The sequence below is a fragment of the Mesorhizobium sp. Ca11 genome, from assembly GCF_020165275.1.
In the GTDB taxonomy this organism is placed as follows: Bacteria; Pseudomonadota; Alphaproteobacteria; order Rhizobiales; family Rhizobiaceae; genus Mesorhizobium.
Genome location: NZ_JAIUHU010000007.1, coordinates 195,745 through 213,484 on the forward strand (window position 1 = coordinate 195,745; position 17,740 = coordinate 213,484).

Consider the following 17,740-nt stretch of genomic DNA (forward strand, 5'->3'; position numbering starts at 1 on the left):
GCTATTTTCCTCTGCTGGCGCTGCGCCCGATCAATGTCCTGATCGGATGCCATGCACAGGCTGCATTGCGTGCGGTGACGGCGAACAGCCGTTCGAGGAAAAGCCAGGCCGATTCATCATGCACGAGATGATGGGTGAGCAGGCCGACCGGTTCGCCGCCGTCGAATGCATGCCGCAATTGCGCGGCGACGGCCTGAACCAATAGGCCATGATCGCGGCAGCCGCGCGTGCCATGCCAATCCATGATGTCGACATTGCTGTTGATGACCGCCAGCGAAGCCGGCTTCGGCGGCCCAAAGACCGACAGTGCCAAAAATCCTATCGACCCAAGGTCGGATACCAAGCCGGCGTCGATCCTGTTCCAGGGTGGCACCAGCATCGGAACGGCACGTGCGCCGTGCAAGCCGGTTATGCGAGAGAGCCCGCGAGCCAGATCATCGAGCACCGCCTCGGGTGGCCGATGCGGCCCGAGTTCCTGCTTTTTCTGGTCCTCGGGCGCATGATTTCGGTGCGCCCAGCCATGGATGGCGACCGTGGCATGCGGCGCCTCGTCAAGCCGGACGACAAGCTTCTCATCAGTCAGGGCTGGAATGACGGCCAGAGCGACCGGAACCCCGAATTCACTGGTGAGGTCGAGCAGCCGATCAAGCGCAAGCGTCGGATCCACGGCGTCATCGTCGCGCAGCCAGAATTCTGCCTTGCGGTCCGCCCGTTGCCAGCGCGCCAGTTCTTCCACCAAGGGTTGCCAGATCGGATCGGATGTCATGAGACCGGGATCTTCGCAAGAAGTTCGGCCAGACGCGCCGCCGCCGTATCGAGCGAGCGCTCCTCGAGGATGAAACGTCTGGCTTCTGCGGCCATGATGGTTCTTTCGTCGTTACGGGCCAGAAGCCTTTCAATGGCAGAAGCGAACGCCGTCACATCGCCCGGCGGGGTGAGGAACCCGGCCTGGCCATCCCGCACGACCTCCGGCACGCCGGCGATGTCCTGAGCCACCACCGGAAGGCCGGCGGCCTGTGCTTCAAGATAGGCAACGCCATAGGCCTCGCCGAAACCCGGCCAGACGTAAATTCCCCCACTGTAGAGGACATCCGGCACGGCGGCCGGCTCAATCGCGCCGAGCCATTCGATACGGTCGGCGGGCAAGCCGGCGAATTGCGCTTTGACCTGTTCGCGGGCAGGCCCGTCCCCGACGACCGACATGGTCCAGCGCAGGTGACCGATCGAACCGAGCGCTTGCGCCAGCATGCGATAGCTTTCGAGTTTGTCGCCCCGGCGCATCATAGCGACGGTAACGAGGCGCGTCGGACAACCCCGTGCCGGCATTTCACGGAATGCCGATGTGTCGATGAAGGGCGAAAGCGTGCCGAAAGTGGCGCCGGGTACCGCATCCGCCAGTCCCTGGCGGTCCCTTTGCGTGAAGCAGATGTTCAGTGCCGCCTGTTCGACGGCTCGCGTTACCAACGCTTGCGTATCGGCCCACAAACCGGCGTTGCGCCGTCTCGAATAGGAGGCTTCCGCCGTCACATAGGGGACAGCGAAGGCCGACGCCAGCTCGGGCCCGATCAGGTCGGGCGCCTTGTAATAGGGATGATAGGAGAACCAGAGATCGGGCTTGCCGTCACGATCCCAAAGCCTTGTCAGCCTCGCGGCTTCCTCTCGGGCCTCGATCTTGAGCGCATCGAAACTTTTCGGCTCCGGTTCGCGTAGGTAGAAGCGCAATTCGGATGCCAGTTCGACGCTATGCCCTCCATGCTCCAGCGCCTTGATCAGCGTCCGTGCCATCTGGCGATCGCCTGAGGCAACGGGATCATTGGGTGACTTCAGCGGCGCGTAGAAGGCAATTCGCATTGCCGGACCCTATCATCGGAAAGCCGGCGCAAGTCAATTTCGCAGCATGATCGACTTCACCCTTCAAGCAGTGGAATGTGCTATCTGATGCCCATGGAAACACCTGCCGCGTCCGACCCGTTTGTGGCTTCTCTGCCGGTTTTCGCAAAGTTCGAAAGCGTTGCCGATATCGACAACTATCGGCCTCTCCCCGATGGCTGGGCGCTGGCCACCGCCGACATTGTCGGCTCGACCAAGGCGATCGAGGCTGGGCGCTATAAAACCGTAAATATGGCCGGCGCCAGTGTCATTTCGGCGCTGCTCAATGCGCTGGGTCGGCAAGATTTTCCCTTTGTTTTCGGCGGCGACGGCGCGCTCGTGGCGTTTCCCGGCTCGGCGCTGGAGATCACCCGCAACGCGCTGGCGGCTGTCCAGAGATGGGTGGCGGACGAACTGGACCTGACCTTGCGTGCCGCAATCGTGCCGATAATAGATATAAGAGCGCAAGGTCTCGACGTTCGCGTGGCGAGGTTCCAAGCCTCCGAAGCGGTCTTCTATGCCATGTTCGCCGGCGGTGGTGGCAGTTGGGCGGAAACCGAGATGAAAGCCGGGCGCTACCGCGTCGATCCTGCGCCGGTCGGCGCGCGGCCGGATCTGACCGGCCTCTCCTGCCGCTGGAACCCGATCGAAGCACGGCATGGCGACATCGTCTCGATCATAGCCATACCGGGTCCGTCGCGCGACTTGCGCGGTTTTCAGTCTCTGGTTTCCGACATCATTGCCCTTGCCGGCAGGCAGGAACGCGATGGCCATCCAGTGCCGGTGAACGGGCCGGCCTACAGTTTTTCGCCCGCCGGCTTCGATCTCGAGGCGAGGGCCGTGGCGCCGGCAGGACGGCGGTGGTTGTCGAAGCTGTGGATATTGTTCCTGCTGACGCTAGCGGCCGTTGCCGATCGATTCGGGTGGACGATCGGTCGGTTCGATCCGAAGGTCTACAAACGCGACGTGGCCAGCAATTCGGATTTCCGGAAGTTCGACGACGGCTTGAAGATGACCATCGACGTTGACTCGGACGTCTTGCAACGGATCGAGAACCGGCTGAAACAGGCGGAAGAGGCGGGCATCTGCACCTATGGCCTGCACCGCCAGAAATCGGCCTTGATGACATGCCTCGTCGCTTCGCCGCTGCAGCGCGACCACCTTCATTTCATCGATGGCGCGGCCGGCGGCTATGCGAGGGCTGCCGCAAGCCTGAAGGCGAAGGTGCCGGTTTGATGACGGCTTGCGGAAACCGATCTTCCGCAATATGCCTCGGCCATGGTCCTTGAGACCATGTGAGCCTCGCCACGGGGAACGGACAGCCTGTCCGAATTGACGGGAAAGCAGATTTTTGGACGCCTCACGATCGATATATGACCATCTTCTAAACCGGATTTCGACGCGCGCTGCACAAGTCGGCGTGATCGGACTGGGCTATGTCGGATTGCCGCTGGCGGTTGCGGTCGCACGCGCCGGCTTCCCGATTTCGGGCTTCGACATCGAAGCCCACAAGGTCGAGAGCCTGAACAACGGCCAATCCTACATCGAGGCGGTGGCGTCGACAGCCCTTGCCGGCCAGGTGGCGAGCGGACGGTTCCGCGCCACTGCGGATTTTGCGGAACTGGCCGTCTGCGAGGTCATCATCATCTGCGTTCCGACACCGCTGACGAAAAACCGTGAGCCGGATCTCTCCTTTGTCAGGAACACGGCAGGCACCATTGCGAAGCATCTGCGTCCCGGCCAGCTGGTCGTGCTGGAATCGACCACCTATCCCGGCACCACCGATGACGTGATCAAGCCCATACTGGAAGAAACCGGCTTGCGGTCGAAGATAGACTTCTTCCTCGGCTTCTCGCCCGAACGCGAGGATCCCGGCAACCGCAGCTTCGAAGTCGCGACGATCCCTAAGGTCGTAGCAGGCGACGGCATTGAAGCGGCGACGCTCGTGCAGGCTTTCTACCAGGGCGTGGTCAAGACCGTCGTTCCGGTTTCCACCACGGCGACCGCCGAGGCGGTCAAGCTGACGGAAAACATCTTCCGCTCGGTCAACATAGCACTCGTCAACGAGTTGAAGGTCGTGCTCGGTGCGATGGACATCGACATCTGGGAGGTGATCGAGGCGGCAAAGAGCAAGCCCTTCGGCTACATGCCGTTCTATCCTGGCCCCGGACTTGGCGGGCACTGCGTTCCGATCGATCCCTTCTACCTGACGTGGAAGGCGCGCGAATACGAACTGCCGACCCGCTTCATCGAGCTGGCGGCAGAGATCAACACGGCCATGCCGCGTCATGTGGTCGATGAACTGGCGAAGGCGCTGGACCGGCGCTGTGGTAAGGCGCTCAGCCGCTCGCGCATTCTCATCGTCGGGCTCGCCTATAAGAAGAATGTGCCCGATATCCGCGAAAGCCCCTCATTGCGGCTCATTGAACTCATCGAGGAATGGGGCGGCAAGGCGGAGTTCCACGATCCGCATGTTACCGAGATACCGACCACGCGGGAGCATATGGCGATCAAGGGGCGCCGCTCGGTCGAATTGACCGAGGCGGCTCTGAAGGATTTCGATGCTGTCGTCGTTGCAACCGACCACGACGCGATCGACTATCAGACGATCGCCGATCACGCCCCTCTAATCGTCGACACACGCAATGTTTTTGGCCGCCTCGGGCTGGACCGAGAGACAGTGCTAAAGGCCTGACGGCATCTGAGCCGGCGAATTTCTTGTGCGGTGTCAGGATCGTGGTTGCACTCCGTCGGCTGACTCGCCACATAACGCCACCGAATACAGATGCATTTATGCCTTCCCCTTGGCCGCAAGGATAGTCATCCGGGATATTCTTCGCTGCTTTTGCCGCCGAGGCCGGCCTTGTTGACTTCGGGTGTCTTATCGTTGGGTCGTTGACGGACTGTGTTATGGCAGATCAGAGGATAATGGTTCCGTCTTCCGACGGGTTTCGAGATAGCATGAGCACATCGTACGCAGAAATTTCCACCATTCTCATGGATAAGGTTGCCGATTGGCTGAACGAATCGGCGCTGGCGGGCAACGACCTGGAAACATTGGTAAATGGCTTTTGCGAACGGCTGGCTGCTGCCGGCCTGCCGCTGAAGCGGGTGCATTTGAGCTTCTCGATGCTTCACCCGCTCTATGACGCGCTTGGCTTCACCTGGGTTCGCGGCCAGGGCATGGAAGTGGAAGGCTTCCGCAAGGAGGCCGGTGTGCCGTCTGAGAGATTCCTGACCAGCCCATACTACCATCTGCTCAGCAATAAGCTCGACCATCTGCGACGCCGGCTCGACCCGTCGGTGGTGTCGGAGTTTCCTGTTTTCGATGACCTCCGGCTTATGGGCATCACCGATTACATGGCTTTCGTCCATCCCTTCAGCGGCAACGCCAGTCAGGGCATGATGGGATCTTGGTCGACCGACAGCGCCGCGGGCTTCAGCGACAGCATGATTTCGGCGCTGCTGCGCATCCAGAGCCATCTCGCTATCGCCACCAAGATGGCGGTGCTCACCAAGCTCGCCGACAACATGATGACCACCTATCTCGGCGGCGACGCTGGCAGGCGCGTTCTTGACGGCCAGATCAAGCGCGGCGAGGGCGATACAATCCGGGCCGCACTGGTAATGGGAGATATGCGCGGGTCGTCGAGGCTCGCCGAAACCTCCGGCCGCGAAGTCTATATCGATACGCTGAACCAGTTTTTCGACGCCGTTGCCGCACCTTTCAATCGCAACGGCGGGCAGATCATGAGTTTCATCGGTGATGGCTTCATTGCCGTCTACCCTTGCGAAAGGCACCGTTCGCAGTCCGAGATCGCCTGCCAGGCTGCGCTTGCGGCCGCGCACAAGGCCAGCGCGCGCATGATGGATCTCAACCTGCGCCGAAAGGAGCAGGGGTTGTCAGACATCAAATTCGGTATCGGCCTGCATGTCGGCAATGTGATGTTTGGCAATGTCGGGCTTAAAGACCGGCTCACATTCTCTGTCTTCGGCTCGGCTGTGAACGAGGTCCAGCGCCTGCAGACCCTGACCAAGAAATATCCGCACAGCGTTCTGGCCAGCAAAGACTTCGCCGGCTATTGCGGCGCCAACAGCTGGCTGACGCTCGGCCACGAGGAACTGGCTGGCATCAAGCAGAAGCTGATGGTGCTTTCACCCGATCTGTCGGGAGCCCTCGTACCCGATGAAGACGGTGCGCCGGAGCCGATTCACGACCGAAGATCGGACGCCGAGCAGGTCATGCTGCTTCATCGCGATGCCGCGCGGATGGCGGCGGGCGACCCGAGTAAGCTCCAGTAAACCGCCGCGATCTGGCCCGATCGCCTTTGTAGCCAGTTTGGTCGTCGGTTCCGCTGGCGACCGCTTCGAATCCAAGTTGCTCTGCGCTGACAATGCGCTAGTCTCGCTTTCTGGAGAGCTGCCAGAGTGGGGCTGGTGTGAGAATGAATTCGAGTGTCGATCTGCTGCGGATCGAAGACGTTGGCATCTCTTTTGCCATCATGGGGGGGCCGTTGCATGCCGTCAGGCGCGCAAATCTTCGCGTCCTGCCCGGTAAGGTTACCGCGCTTGTGGGCGAGTCAGGTTCCGGTAAATCGGTTCTCAGCCAAGCCGTGATGGGCATTTTGCCGAACACAGCCCATGTTCGCGGCCGGATCCTGTTCTCCGATCCTGAAAAGCCCGGCACGACGCAGGATATTCTCAAGATGTCGCGTGATGGGCCTGAAATCCGGGCGTTGAGAGGCAGCCGCATCGGCAAGATCTTTCAGGAGCCGATGACATCGCTGTCGCCGCTCCACACGATCGGCAACCAAGTCAGCGAATCCCTGCAGATTCATACGCCCATGGCTCGGGCGGAGCGCAAGGCGCGGACCGAGGAAATGCTCAGCCTCGTCGGCTTTCCCAATCCCAAGCGCGCCTATGACATGTATCCCTTCGAACTTTCTGGAGGATTGCGTCAGCGCGCCATGATCGCCATGGCGCTTATCTGCCGGCCCGCCCTGTTGATCGCCGATGAGCCGACGACGGCGTTGGACGTCACCATCCAGGCGCAAATCCTGCAATTGCTGCGCGGGCTTCAGACCAAGCTGAACATGGCGATGCTGCTGATCACGCACGACCTCGGCGTGGTCGCCAATGTCGCCGACGAGGTGGTGGTCATGTACCATGGCGAGATCATGGAGGCGGGACCTGTCGAGGCGATATTCCGCCGGCCAGGCCATCCTTACCTTAAGGGCCTGATGGCAGCCGTTCCGCATTTCGACCTGAAGCCTGGCGAAAGGCTAAAGGCGCTACGCGAGGTGCCGGTGAATGTCGGAAACCTGCTCGGCAAGCAGACCGCGCCGGCATCGGAGGGGCCGGACGACATCCTGCTGTCGGTCAGGGATCTGACAAAGACCTTCACCATCCGCAAGTCCGGATGGTTCGGCGGGGATCATCAAACCTCTGTTCGCGCCGTCGACGGTGTGAGCTTCGACATCAGGCGAGGTGAATGCCTGGGTCTGGTCGGCGAAAGCGGTTCCGGCAAAACCACCGTCAGCAAGATCCTCATGCGGGCCGTCACTCCCAGCGGTGGTTCTGTGATCTTCAACAGCCGCGAGGGACCGATCGACGTCCTGGCAGGCGAGGGAGAGGCCTTGCACATGCTGCGCGCGAAAATCCAGATGGTCTTTCAGGATCCGGTTTCGTCGCTTTCACCTCGCATGACGGTGGAGAACATCTTGAGCGAGCCGCTGGAAATCCATCAGCGCGGCAATGCCGCGTCCCGGTTAGCCATGGTCAAGAACCTGATGCAGGCAATCGGGCTCGATCCGCGCTTTATCAAACGTTACCCGCACAGTTTCTCCGGCGGGCAGCGTCAGCGTATCGGCATCGCGCGCGCGCTAGCGCTGGGGCCTGAACTGCTAATCTGCGACGAGCCGGTTTCGGCGCTCGACGTCTCCGTCCAGGCGCAGATCCTGAACCTTCTGAAGGATCTGCAGAAGGAACTGGGACTGACCTACCTGTTCATATCCCACAACCTGGCGGTGGTGGACTACATGGCAGACCGCATCGCCGTGATGTGCGGCGGGCGTATCGTCGAGCTTGCGCCGCGCGAAATCCTGCTCAGGAAACCGATCCACCCCTACACGCGCTCACTGGTCGCCGCAGTGCCTTTCCCCGATCTCGACAGGCCGATGGATTTCAAGACGCTGAAGCTCAGCGGCGCTTCCGACAGTAGCGCCTGGGGACCGCAATTCCGCGACGAGGGCAGCGACGATATGCTATCGCCGCTCGATCTTGGCGGCGGCCACCTCGTGCTGGCCCGGCGTTCGGCCGATGTCAGCGAGCTGCGCCATTGATCAGCCGGCGCACCGTCCTCGGACTCTTGGCTTCGGCATTTGTGCCGAGCACGTTGCACGCCGGCGATCTGGAGCCAGAATTTCTTCAGCCGCTGCTGAAGGCCCTGGCGCTGCCGGCACTCGCCAAACGCCTGCCCAAGAGCCCGCGCGTGGTGAACCTCGCTGCAATGGGCCGGCAGCCCGGCCAGTATGGCGGCACGCTGCGCACGATCATCGGCAGCCAGAAAGATATCCGGTTGATGACCATCTACGGATATGCTCGCTTGGTCGGCTATGACGAAAAGCTCAACCTGCAACCCGACATTCTCGAAAGTTTCGACGTGGCGGACGATCGCGTCTTCACTTTCAAGATACGGGAAGGACATAAATGGTCTAACGGCAGCCTGCTGACGCCGGAGGATTTTCGCTATTGCTGGGAAGATGTCTGGCTGAACGATGAGCTTACGCAAGGCGGGCTCCCCCCGACGCTGCTGGCGGACGGCAAGCCGCCACGCTTCGAGATCGTCGATCCGCTGACGGTCCGCTATAGCTGGGATGCGCCAAATCCCGACTTCCTGCCCAAGCTCGCTGCCGCTTCGCCGCTATCGCTTGTTCTGCCGGCCGCCTATCTCAAGCAGTTCCACAAGAAATACCAGGATCCATTCCGGCTCGCCGGCCTGATGGAGGAGAACAGGGCCAAGAAATGGACGCTCCTGCATATCCGCATGTCTCGGCAGTATCGCCCGGAGAACCCGGAACTGCCGACGCTCGATCCCTGGCAGAACCGGACCAAGCCGCCGGCCGAGCAGTTTGTCTTCGAGCGAAATCCGTTCTTTCATCGAATAGACGAGAATGGCCGGCAACTGCCCTATGTTGACCGGGTAATCATGAATGTGAGCTCGTCGGCGATCATCTCCGCCAAGACCGGTGCCGGCGAGAGCGACCTGCAATGTATGGGAATTGACTTTGCCGATTACTCCTTCCTGAAGGATGCGGAGAAGCGCTACCCGGTGAAGATGCATCTGTGGAAACGCACACAGGGTTCGCGGCTGGCGCTGCTGCCCAATCTGAATTGTGCCGACCAGGTGTGGCGTGGCCTTTTTCGTGACGTGCGCATGCGTCGCGCACTTTCGCTTGCTGTGGACAGGCGCGAGATCAATTTGGCGGTGTTCTACGGATTGGCGCAGGAAAGTGCCGATACGGTCCTGCCAGAGAGCCCGCTCTACCGGCCGGAATTCGCGAAAGCCTGGGTAGCCCATGATCCCGACCAGGCCAATGCGCTGCTCGATGAGGTCGGGCTTCAGACGCGTGACGGTGACGGCTTGCGGATACTTCCCGACGGACGCCCGGCGCAAATCATCGTGGAAACGGCCGGCGAAAGCACACTGGAAACCGACGCGCTCGAACTCATCACCGATCACTGGCGCGAGATCGGCCTCGCCCTGTTCGTCCGGACTTCGCAGCGCGACATCTTCCGCAGCCGCGCGCTTGGCGGCGAGATCATGATGTCGATATGGTCGGGCATCGACAATGGCGTGCCGACCGCCGATATGAATCCGTACCAGTTGGCTCCCACCATGGACGACCAGCTGCAATGGCCGCTCTGGGGTGCTCACTACCTGTCCCATGGCACGCTCGGTGAGGCGCCCGATCTTCCGTCTGTCGTCGAGTTGATGGCTTTGCTCAAGCGCTGGAACGCTTCGACCGGAGCCGCTGAGCGCGCCGAAATCTGGAATTCAATGCTGTCGATCTACACCGATCAGGTGTTTTCGATCGGCACGGTGAACGGAACGCATCAGCCGATTCTGGCGTCCTCGCGGCTGCGCAATCTGCCTGACAAGGCGCTCTACAGCTACGACCCGACCGCCTATTTCGGTGTCTATATGATGGACACATTCTGGCTTGGAGAGTCCTGAGCGTGCTTCGATATATTGTCTGGCGCATTGCTGTGATGGTTCCGACGCTGCTGATCATATCGGCGCTGGTGTTCACGATCATCGAACTTCCCCCGGGCGACTATTTCGACAGCTATGTTTCCGAGCTTCGGGCTCAGGGCGAAGCGGTGGATTCCGATCGCATCCAGATGATGCGCAAGGAGTATGGTTTCGACAAGCCGCCGGTCATTCGCTACTTCTACTGGGTCGGCGGAATGCTGCACGGCGATTTCGGCTATTCCTTCGAATATGAGCTGCCGGTTCGCGACGTCATCGGGGACCGAATGTGGCTGACCGTGCTGGTTTCCTTCGTCACGATCATCTTCACCTGGCTCATCGCCTTTCCGATCGGCATGTACTCGGCCACCCATCAATACAGCTGGGGCGACTACGGCCTGACTTTCTTCGGCCTTCTCGGCCTTGCCATTCCGAATTTCATGCTGGCGCTGATCCTGATGTATTTCGCCAACATCTGGTTCGGCACGTCCATCGGCCATCTCATGGACCAGCAATATCTCGGCGAGCCGATGAGCTGGGCCAAGGCGAAGTCGATCCTCGCCCATCTCTGGATCCCGGTCTTGATCATCGGCACCGGTGGCACGGCAAGCATGATCCGGCGGCTGCGCGCCAATCTGCTCGATGAGCTACACAAGCAATATGTCGTGACCGCGCGCGCCAAAGGCCTTCATCCCTTCAAGGCGCTGGTCAAATATCCGCTGCGCATGGCGCTCAATTTCTTCATTTCAGACATCGGCTCTATTCTGCCGGCCATCATTTCCGGCGCCGAAATCACGGCGATCGTGCTGTCTTTGGAAACGACCGGGCCGATGCTGATCAAGGCGCTGCAAAGCCAGGACATGTATCTGGCAGGGTCGTTCCTGATGTTCCTCGCCTTCCTTACAGTCATCGGCGTCCTGATTTCCGACCTCGCGCTGGCGCTGCTTGATCCGCGAATTCGTTTGCAGGGCGGGAGCACCAAATGAATACGCAATCGCCGCTGCCCGCTCCGGGTGCTCCACTACAACACTACGTTTCCATTGCGCCCTTTGACCTGCAGTCGGTCGAGGCGATGACGCCTGAGCAGTCGAAAGTCTTCCAGGCGTCGCAGTTGCGGCTGATGTGGTGGAAATTCCGACGGCACCGGCTTGCCCTCATATCCGGCATATTCCTGGCAGCGCTTTATCTTGGGATACTGATCTGCGAGTTCCTGGCGCCCTACAATCTGCACACGCGCAACATGGACTACATCTATTCGCCGCCTCAGTGGGTGCACCTGTTCCACAACGGCCAGTTTGTCGGGCCGTTCGTGTATGGCCGCGAGATGACGCTGGATATGGACACGCTCAAGCGGAACTATATGGACAAGCAGGATGATGTTCAGCGGATCCGTTTCTTCTGCAAGGGCGACAGCTACCTATTCTGGGGTCTGATCGAAGGTGACAGGCATCTTGTCTGCCCTGCCGAAAACGGCCAGCTCTTTCTGGCCGGCACCGACAGGCTGGGGCGCGATGTGCTCTCGCGCATCATCTATGGCGCGCGCATTTCACTGACGATCGGCCTTGTCGGCATCGGTTTCAGCTTCCTGCTCGGCATCGTCATCGGCGGGCTGGCCGGCTATCATGGCGGTATGTTCGACCTGATCGTTCAACGGATAATCGAAGTTCTGCAATCTATCCCCAGCATTCCGTTATGGCTGGCTCTGGCGGCGATCATGCCGATAACCTGGAGTCCGATCCTGATCTATTTCGGCATCACCGTCATCCTCGGGCTGCTCCACTGGACCGGACTGGCGCGGGCCGTGCGTTCAAAGCTTCTAGCCTTGCGCGAGGAGGATTACGTTCTGGCCGCGCAATTGATGGGCGCCAGCAGCAGCCGCATTATCCGGCGGCACCTCATTCCCGGCTTCATGTCGCATCTGATCGCGACGGCGACGATCTCCATACCCGGCATGATCCTGGGCGAGACGGCGCTGAGCTTCCTCGGGCTCGGCCTGAGGGCGCCGATAACCAGCTGGGGCATCCTGCTCACCGAGGCGCGCAGCGTTAGCGTGATCGCGTTCTATCCATGGCTGCTTTTGCCGATCCTCCCCGTCATTCTCGTCATCCTGGCGTTCAACTTCCTCGGCGACGGCCTGCGGGACGCCGCAGACCCCTACAAGTGACATCGTTGTATTCCGCCGCGCGGCCTGCCGACGGCTCCGCCCGGAATGACGCTTGTCGGCGGCCGGTGCGTTATTGCAGGGTTCGTCATTCGCCTTTATATGCGGCAAGCCTCGATCGGGGCTGCTGGTTCAGGACATACAATCGCATATGAGTCGCCTCGACAATTTCATCAGCCGGATGACCGCACAGCGCGACATTCTCAATCAAATCTGCCCCGAGGTGGCGAAGATGGAGGGGCTTGTGCTCGAACTTGGCCTCGGCAATGGCCGGACGTTCCACCATCTGCGCGAGCGCCTGCCCGGACGCCGGATCGTGGTGTTCGACCGCGAAGTTGGCGCACACGCCAGCTCAATTCCCGAAGCTGAAAATCTCGTGCTCGGCGATATACGCGAGACGGCGAGGAGGTTCATCGGCATCGACGCCGCTCTCGTCCATGCCGACATAGGCACCGGCTATGACGATCGCGATGCAGTGACTGCCACCTGGCTTCCCGATCTGATTGCGCGCATGCTTCGCGTCGGCGGCTTCGCGGTGAGCGGCACGCCGCTCGATCACCCGCAGCTGCAACGCCTGCCGGCGCCGACTCCGGAGCCCGCCGATCGTTATTTTCTCTGCAAGCGCGTGTGAGGGTGGAGACGGGTCTTTAGGGACCAAGTCTTCAAGGGATCGTATAGACTGCTATCTCCCGCTCAATGCCGCGCAGCGAGACCTCATGAGGCACGGGCGTCAGCGCCTTCCTTTGCAACAGATCGGCGGTGAGATTGTCGTCGACCACCGCACGAGTGGCGAAGATCGCCTGTGCATTGGCAAGGTTCTGGACCCGCGAAGCAATGTTGACCGTCTGGCCGAAATAGTCCTGCCGCTCGTTCATAGACACGGCGATGCAGGGGCCGGCATGGACTCCGATCTTGAGCAGCAGATCCTCGCGCCCGCTCTTGTCGTTGAGCGCACGCATGGCATCGCGCATCCTGAGGGCCGCGGCAATCGCACGATCAGGCGTCGCGAAGGTCGCCATCACCGCATCGCCGATCGTCTTCACCACCGCGCCAGCCTCCGCCGCGACGATCTCGTGCAGAACCTGAAAATGCGCGCGCACGAGATCGAAGGCCGAAAGATCGCCCACCCGCTCGTAAAGCGCGGTCGATCCGCGCAGGTCGGTGAACAGGAAGGTCAGGCTGGTGATCTTCAGGCGCTGGTTGATGTCGAGCGTATCCGTGCGATAGAGATCGCGGAACGTCTGATTGGTGAGCAGGCGCTTGGCTGTGAGGAAGGGCCGGCGCCTGCCCAGCAGATCGTGCAAGCCCTGACTGGCGATGAAGACCGTCGGCAGCACGCGTGTGTCGGTCCTGTTCTCCAGCGAAATGCGCAACGGCCCGGGTTGCATCTCCAGCGTCTGGCTCTGGACATGGTCGCGGTCGAAGACCAACGAAAGGCTTCGGCGCTCCTTTGTCGGCTCACCCTTCACGTCGATGAACTGCACCGAATGGGTAACCGGCTCGAAGACGATGATGAAATCGGACGGAAGCTGTACGGTCAGAACCGCCTTTTCACCGGGCGCAAGCTCGATGTCCTCCAGCGAGATCTCTTCCATCCTTTTCGCGAAGTCTTCATCCGGCAGATCGACGCCGGACGCCCAGTAGATCTGCCGGAAATACTCCATCAACGGCAGCTCATGCGGATTGTGGGCGGCGATCCTGCGTATGCGGGGACTGACGGTGAACGTCACCTCGACCATCTCGTCGAGGGTCGGTGAATAACCCTCGGCGCACAGCGTGCAGGTGTATTCGTCCTTTTGCACCGTTTTCAGCGTGGCGTTGGTGTCGAGCACGCCGCCACAGCCGGGGCACAGAACATTCCACGAAATGTCGAAGATGCCGACCCGCGCCGCATGGAGAAAGGCGCCTATGGTGCGCTCCTCGTCGAGGCCATGCTTGCTGGCGAAGGCCGGCGCATTGATGCGGCAAAGCTCACGGTCCCCGCCTTCCGCGATGGTTCGCTGGATCGCGTCGATTGCCAGTGGATCGACATCTGGTGATTGCCGCAAAAGCGAGAACAGGTCCTGAGCTTCGTTCATCGTGCAGGCTCCGAAAATGCGCCCAAGCCATGTTGACCGGACCGCTCCTTGGTCCGGCCGCTGCATTTTACTTCGAAACGGACCGTGCGACCATTCGAATAGACAAACCTGATGACGGTTCAATTCCATTCGGCAGATTTTCACCGGCCGCAAGCGGCACTATGATGGTCCACGGGCATTCACCTTGGGGACTCTCTCCCATGCCGACATCCGACAATCCGCCATTTCCCGCGGCCCTGCGCCTTTTTTCGGTGGCGGTCATCATCGTCCTGATCGTGGGCGCGGGCCTGTTTTTCGCGCCTGTGCTGGTCAAGCCGAGGTGGCCTTGGGCCGTCACCCCGTTCAATGCCCGCTTCCTCGGAGGCTTCTACACCGCCGAAATGGTCGTGATGGCGGCGCTGCTGTTCTGGAACCGCTGGTCGCCCGGCAGGCTCGTGCTGGTCATGGCCTTCATCTTCACGGTCATCGTCTCGGCGGCTTCGTTCATCAATCTCGGCTATTTCAACTTCGAGCGCAAAGCGCCGTGGCTGTGGTTTTTGGTCTATCTTGCCTCGGCCGCGGTATCCGGGCTGTTCCTGTGGCGGGCCAGGGCCCGTCCTTCGGTAAAAGGCGTGGCCTTAACCCCCGCATGGCGCGGCTACATGTCAGCGGAAACGGCGATCATTGGGCTATACGGCGTCGGCATGTTGCTGTTTCCCCGGGTGGTCAGCAGCAGTTGGCCATGGCCGGTCGATCCCTTCCACGCCCAGGTCTACAGCGCCATCTTCCTCGCCGGCGCCGGCGGCGTATATCTCCTCTGGAAAAACGCGCCGCGCGAGGAACTGCTGGTGCTCGGCATGGCGCAGTTCCTGGTTGGCTTTCTTGCCATCCTTGGCCTCGTCATCACCGACGCTGCGGTGCACCGGATCGACTGGACGGCGATCGGGACGTTGTGCTGGCTCGCCCTTTTCGGCTGGATCTGCATGAGCGGCGCCTTCAAGCTCTACACCGCCTCCCAATATTTCAGCTCGCAACCGGCATCGTAGGTCGAAGAGACGGCTGGATTTCCAGGTGAGGTCCGGTGCATCGTGCCGGACCGATTGCCTTCGCCGGGAACGCCATGACCAGCACGACCTCGCCATCGTCCGAGAAGATCCGGCCACAGCTCCGACCCATCCGGTCAAGCGATGCGGAGGCGCTTTGCGCTATCTTCAACATGCCGGGTTTCCGCTGGGGCACGTTCAGGATGCCTTTCGAGAGGGTGGAGCAGGTGGAGCGGCGTATCGCCAAGTCCGGCCAGGAAACCACCTGGATCGTTGCGGAGGTGGACGGCAAGATCGTCGGCCATGGCAGCCTGATCGTACAGGGCTCGCCGCGCCGTTCGCATATCGGCGAGATCAACATCGGCCTTCACGACGCCTTTGTCGGCAAGGGGATCGGCTCCGCCATACTTGGCGCGCTGCTTGACGTGGCCGACAACTGGCGGGCCCTGAAGCGGGTCGAATTGACCGTCTATGCCGACAACGAACCGGCTATCCGTCTTTACACGAGCCACGGCTTCGAGATCGAAGGTCGGCATGTGAAGGCCGGTTTTACCGACGGGCGGTACCACGACCTCCTGAGCATGGCCCGGCTGCGGTTCTGAGATCCGCTGTTGGCCTTGGCCGTGCAGCCGATCTGACATTTTGTGCCGAGTCGGCGAACGGGTGATTGCTGATGGAGAACTCCGTGGGATACGGTCAATTTCGTCTTACACCATTTGATCGCGTTGCGTGGGCCGAGCGCGTCCAGCAAGTCTGGTTCCCTTGGCCTCTGCACCGCAAGCGGCTGACGGGAACCAATGACCGCCGTCTTTGACCCGACCCCTACGCCTCCGGTGGAAATTCTGGCTTTGCTGTCGCCACTCTGCCCGGAAGTCGTGCGTGACATCGAGCAGAACTGGAATGCACCGGTTTCCGACTACGCCCGCCATCTGTGGCGGCCGGTGGCAAGGCCCACATCCGGCCCCGCGATCGCTGCCCGCTCGATCCTGCGCGAAGTCCTGCATCAGCGCCTCGGTGTGATTATGCAGCCTGAGGAGATCGGCAAGGCCCTCGAAGAGTTCGAGCACAGACCGGTGATTCAGTCCGGCCTGCACTGCCTGCTTCTGATGGACCGGATCACCTTCGATGCCCTCCTGCTTGCTTGGCTCGGCGCGGTCGAAAACAGGCTGTCGGCCTTCGTCGGCTTCATGGGAACGACGATGACCATGGAAACAATTGGCCGGGAGGGGCCGGGATGGCTCGATGTCGGCGACGACAAGATCAACCTGTTCGGCATGGGGCGCCACAAACTGTGCCGCAAAAGTGTCTGCCTGGCCGGTCCCGTCTCCCTCAACAAGCGCGCGCTCGAAGCGGTGGGCGATGAAACGGATGCCAGCCGCTGGCTGGGCACACTGCTTGCCAGTCAAGACAAGGTGTTTGGAACCGCTGCCGATGCGCTGACAGCCTTCAACCAGGATCTGGTCGCCAATTGGGATCGATCCGGCATGGCCCTGCCGGTTTTCATCGATGATCGGCTCGCCGCGGCTGCCATGGCTCGGCATCTGGAATATGACGACAGCCTTCTGTCCAGGCTGCTCGTCGAGCCCGCAAGGCGCCAGCGTCTCGAACGTGCCTTGCAAGAGGCCGCATCGAGCCCATTTGGCAGATTCCTGCCCAATACCACGGCCTATTTCTGGGGCATCCGCGAGGAGCGCGTGCGCAAGCTCGTCCTCGAGAACGGGCACCTGATCGAGCCCGACAAGCCGCATGGTCTTTCCGTCCCGTTCGAGCGGCCGTATCTCAAGCAGGCGCTGCTGGACGGCGTGCTGCTGCCGAACTTGTTCCTGATGTTCCTCGTTCTTGCCATATTGCCGCGCGTGCGGGTTGTGGGCGGATTGAGACAGATTGGCTATGTAGCGCTTTTCCACTCGATCCTGCTGGCTGCGCTAGACGAAAACGCGCCGGAAGAGCGCGATCTGGCTGCGGAGCTGCAGGTTCGGGAAAATGCCTGGGGAATGCGGGTCATCGATGAAAAGATCTCGGTCCGCGAGCAGCTTGCCGGCCTACCCGAGGGGGCGCTCTTCCCGGAACTGCTCCGGCAATATCGTTTGCGGACATTTGCCGAGACGACCGACGACCTGAAACTCGTTCGCGAAGACGCCCGGTGGCGCAAGGTCGGCCAGGCAGAGATCAAGGCGACCTGAGCCTCACTTCAGCCCTTATCTCAGGCTGTTTTTCTAGGGTGCAACCGCAAGCGACGGCGGTTTATCGGTGAGCCTCTGGCGTCTGATCCGGCCGCTTCCTTGAGGGTTAGCAGCAGTCAAACGGAAACAAAACGGTTACGGAGGCTCCATCGCGATCGGCTGCAGTTCAAGGCCAG

At 61.0% G+C, this 17,740-nt stretch carries 14 protein-coding genes; 11 read left to right on the forward strand and 3 right to left on the reverse strand.

The features are described 5' to 3' along the window. Window position 1: 1 nt before the first annotated feature. Together LB538_RS14980 and LB538_RS14985 are read right to left on the reverse strand one after the other, a co-directional pair. Window positions 2-766 carry a polysaccharide deacetylase family protein gene (locus tag LB538_RS14980; protein WP_140846256.1) on the reverse strand — a complete coding sequence of 255 codons (765 nt, stop codon included), beginning with the start codon at window positions 764-766 and terminating at the stop codon, window positions 2-4. Further along, the gene (locus LB538_RS14985) at window positions 763-1,851 is read right to left on the reverse strand and encodes a glycosyltransferase family 4 protein (protein WP_140846257.1); all 1,089 of its coding nucleotides are present in this window, start codon (window positions 1,849-1,851) and stop codon (window positions 763-765) included. The genes LB538_RS14980 and LB538_RS14985 overlap by 4 nt, the downstream gene beginning before the upstream one ends. 75 nt (window positions 1,852-1,926) lie before the next feature. Here LB538_RS14985 and LB538_RS14990 point away from each other — a divergent pair, with 75 nt between their 5' ends. The 8 genes from LB538_RS14990 (at window position 1,927) to LB538_RS15025 (ending at window position 12,912) form a co-directional block, all read left to right on the forward strand. Further along, window positions 1,927-3,105 carry a DUF3095 domain-containing protein gene (locus tag LB538_RS14990; protein WP_224523659.1) on the forward strand — a complete coding sequence of 393 codons (1,179 nt, stop codon included), beginning with the start codon at window positions 1,927-1,929 and terminating at the stop codon, window positions 3,103-3,105. Between the two features lie 115 nt (window positions 3,106-3,220). Next, window positions 3,221-4,564 (forward strand): nucleotide sugar dehydrogenase, encoded by a 1,344-nt coding sequence (locus tag LB538_RS14995; protein ID WP_095765762.1) that lies wholly within the window; start codon window positions 3,221-3,223, stop codon window positions 4,562-4,564. A gap of 266 nt (window positions 4,565-4,830) precedes the next feature. Beyond that, window positions 4,831-6,171, forward strand: coding sequence for an adenylate/guanylate cyclase domain-containing protein (locus tag LB538_RS15000; protein ID WP_095765761.1), 1,341 nt, complete (start codon window positions 4,831-4,833; stop codon window positions 6,169-6,171). 143 nt (window positions 6,172-6,314) lie between these two features. Next, window positions 6,315-8,210, forward strand: coding sequence for an ABC transporter ATP-binding protein (locus LB538_RS15005; protein ID WP_095765760.1), 1,896 nt, complete (start codon window positions 6,315-6,317; stop codon window positions 8,208-8,210). Continuing rightward, the gene (locus tag LB538_RS15010; protein ID WP_095765759.1) at window positions 8,207-10,105 is read left to right on the forward strand and encodes an ABC transporter substrate-binding protein; all 1,899 of its coding nucleotides are present in this window, start codon (window positions 8,207-8,209) and stop codon (window positions 10,103-10,105) included. Before LB538_RS15005 ends, LB538_RS15010 begins: the two co-directional genes overlap by 4 nt. 2 nt (window positions 10,106-10,107) lie before the next feature. Beyond that, window positions 10,108-11,106 carry an ABC transporter permease gene (locus LB538_RS15015; protein ID WP_095765758.1) on the forward strand — a complete coding sequence of 333 codons (999 nt, stop codon included), beginning with the start codon at window positions 10,108-10,110 and terminating at the stop codon, window positions 11,104-11,106. Continuing rightward, the gene (locus LB538_RS15020) at window positions 11,103-12,284 is read left to right on the forward strand and encodes an ABC transporter permease (RefSeq protein WP_140846261.1); all 1,182 of its coding nucleotides are present in this window, start codon (window positions 11,103-11,105) and stop codon (window positions 12,282-12,284) included. The genes LB538_RS15015 and LB538_RS15020 overlap by 4 nt, the downstream gene beginning before the upstream one ends. A gap of 148 nt (window positions 12,285-12,432) precedes the next feature. Then, the gene (locus LB538_RS15025) at window positions 12,433-12,912 is read left to right on the forward strand and encodes a class I SAM-dependent methyltransferase (protein WP_140846271.1); all 480 of its coding nucleotides are present in this window, start codon (window positions 12,433-12,435) and stop codon (window positions 12,910-12,912) included. Window positions 12,913-12,943: 31 nt separating this feature from the next. On the opposite strand, the gene LB538_RS15030 is transcribed toward LB538_RS15025, so the two are convergent. Beyond that, window positions 12,944-14,359, reverse strand: a complete 1,416-nt coding sequence (locus LB538_RS15030; RefSeq protein WP_224523661.1) for an adenylate/guanylate cyclase domain-containing protein — start codon at window positions 14,357-14,359, stop codon at window positions 12,944-12,946. 29 nt (window positions 14,360-14,388) lie between these two features. Here LB538_RS15030 and LB538_RS15035 point away from each other — a divergent pair, with 29 nt between their 5' ends. The 3 genes from LB538_RS15035 (at window position 14,389) to LB538_RS15045 (ending at window position 17,564) form a co-directional block, all read left to right on the forward strand. Next, window positions 14,389-15,384 (forward strand): hypothetical protein, encoded by a 996-nt coding sequence (locus LB538_RS15035; RefSeq protein WP_224523662.1) that lies wholly within the window; start codon window positions 14,389-14,391, stop codon window positions 15,382-15,384. Between the two features lie 74 nt (window positions 15,385-15,458). Beyond that, window positions 15,459-15,983 (forward strand): GNAT family N-acetyltransferase, encoded by a 525-nt coding sequence (locus LB538_RS15040; protein ID WP_140846263.1) that lies wholly within the window; start codon window positions 15,459-15,461, stop codon window positions 15,981-15,983. A gap of 195 nt (window positions 15,984-16,178) precedes the next feature. Further along, window positions 16,179-17,564: a hypothetical protein gene (locus LB538_RS15045; RefSeq protein WP_224523664.1), complete on the forward strand. Its 1,386-nt coding sequence runs from the start codon at window positions 16,179-16,181 to the stop codon at window positions 17,562-17,564. Window positions 17,565-17,740 lie beyond the last annotated feature (176 nt).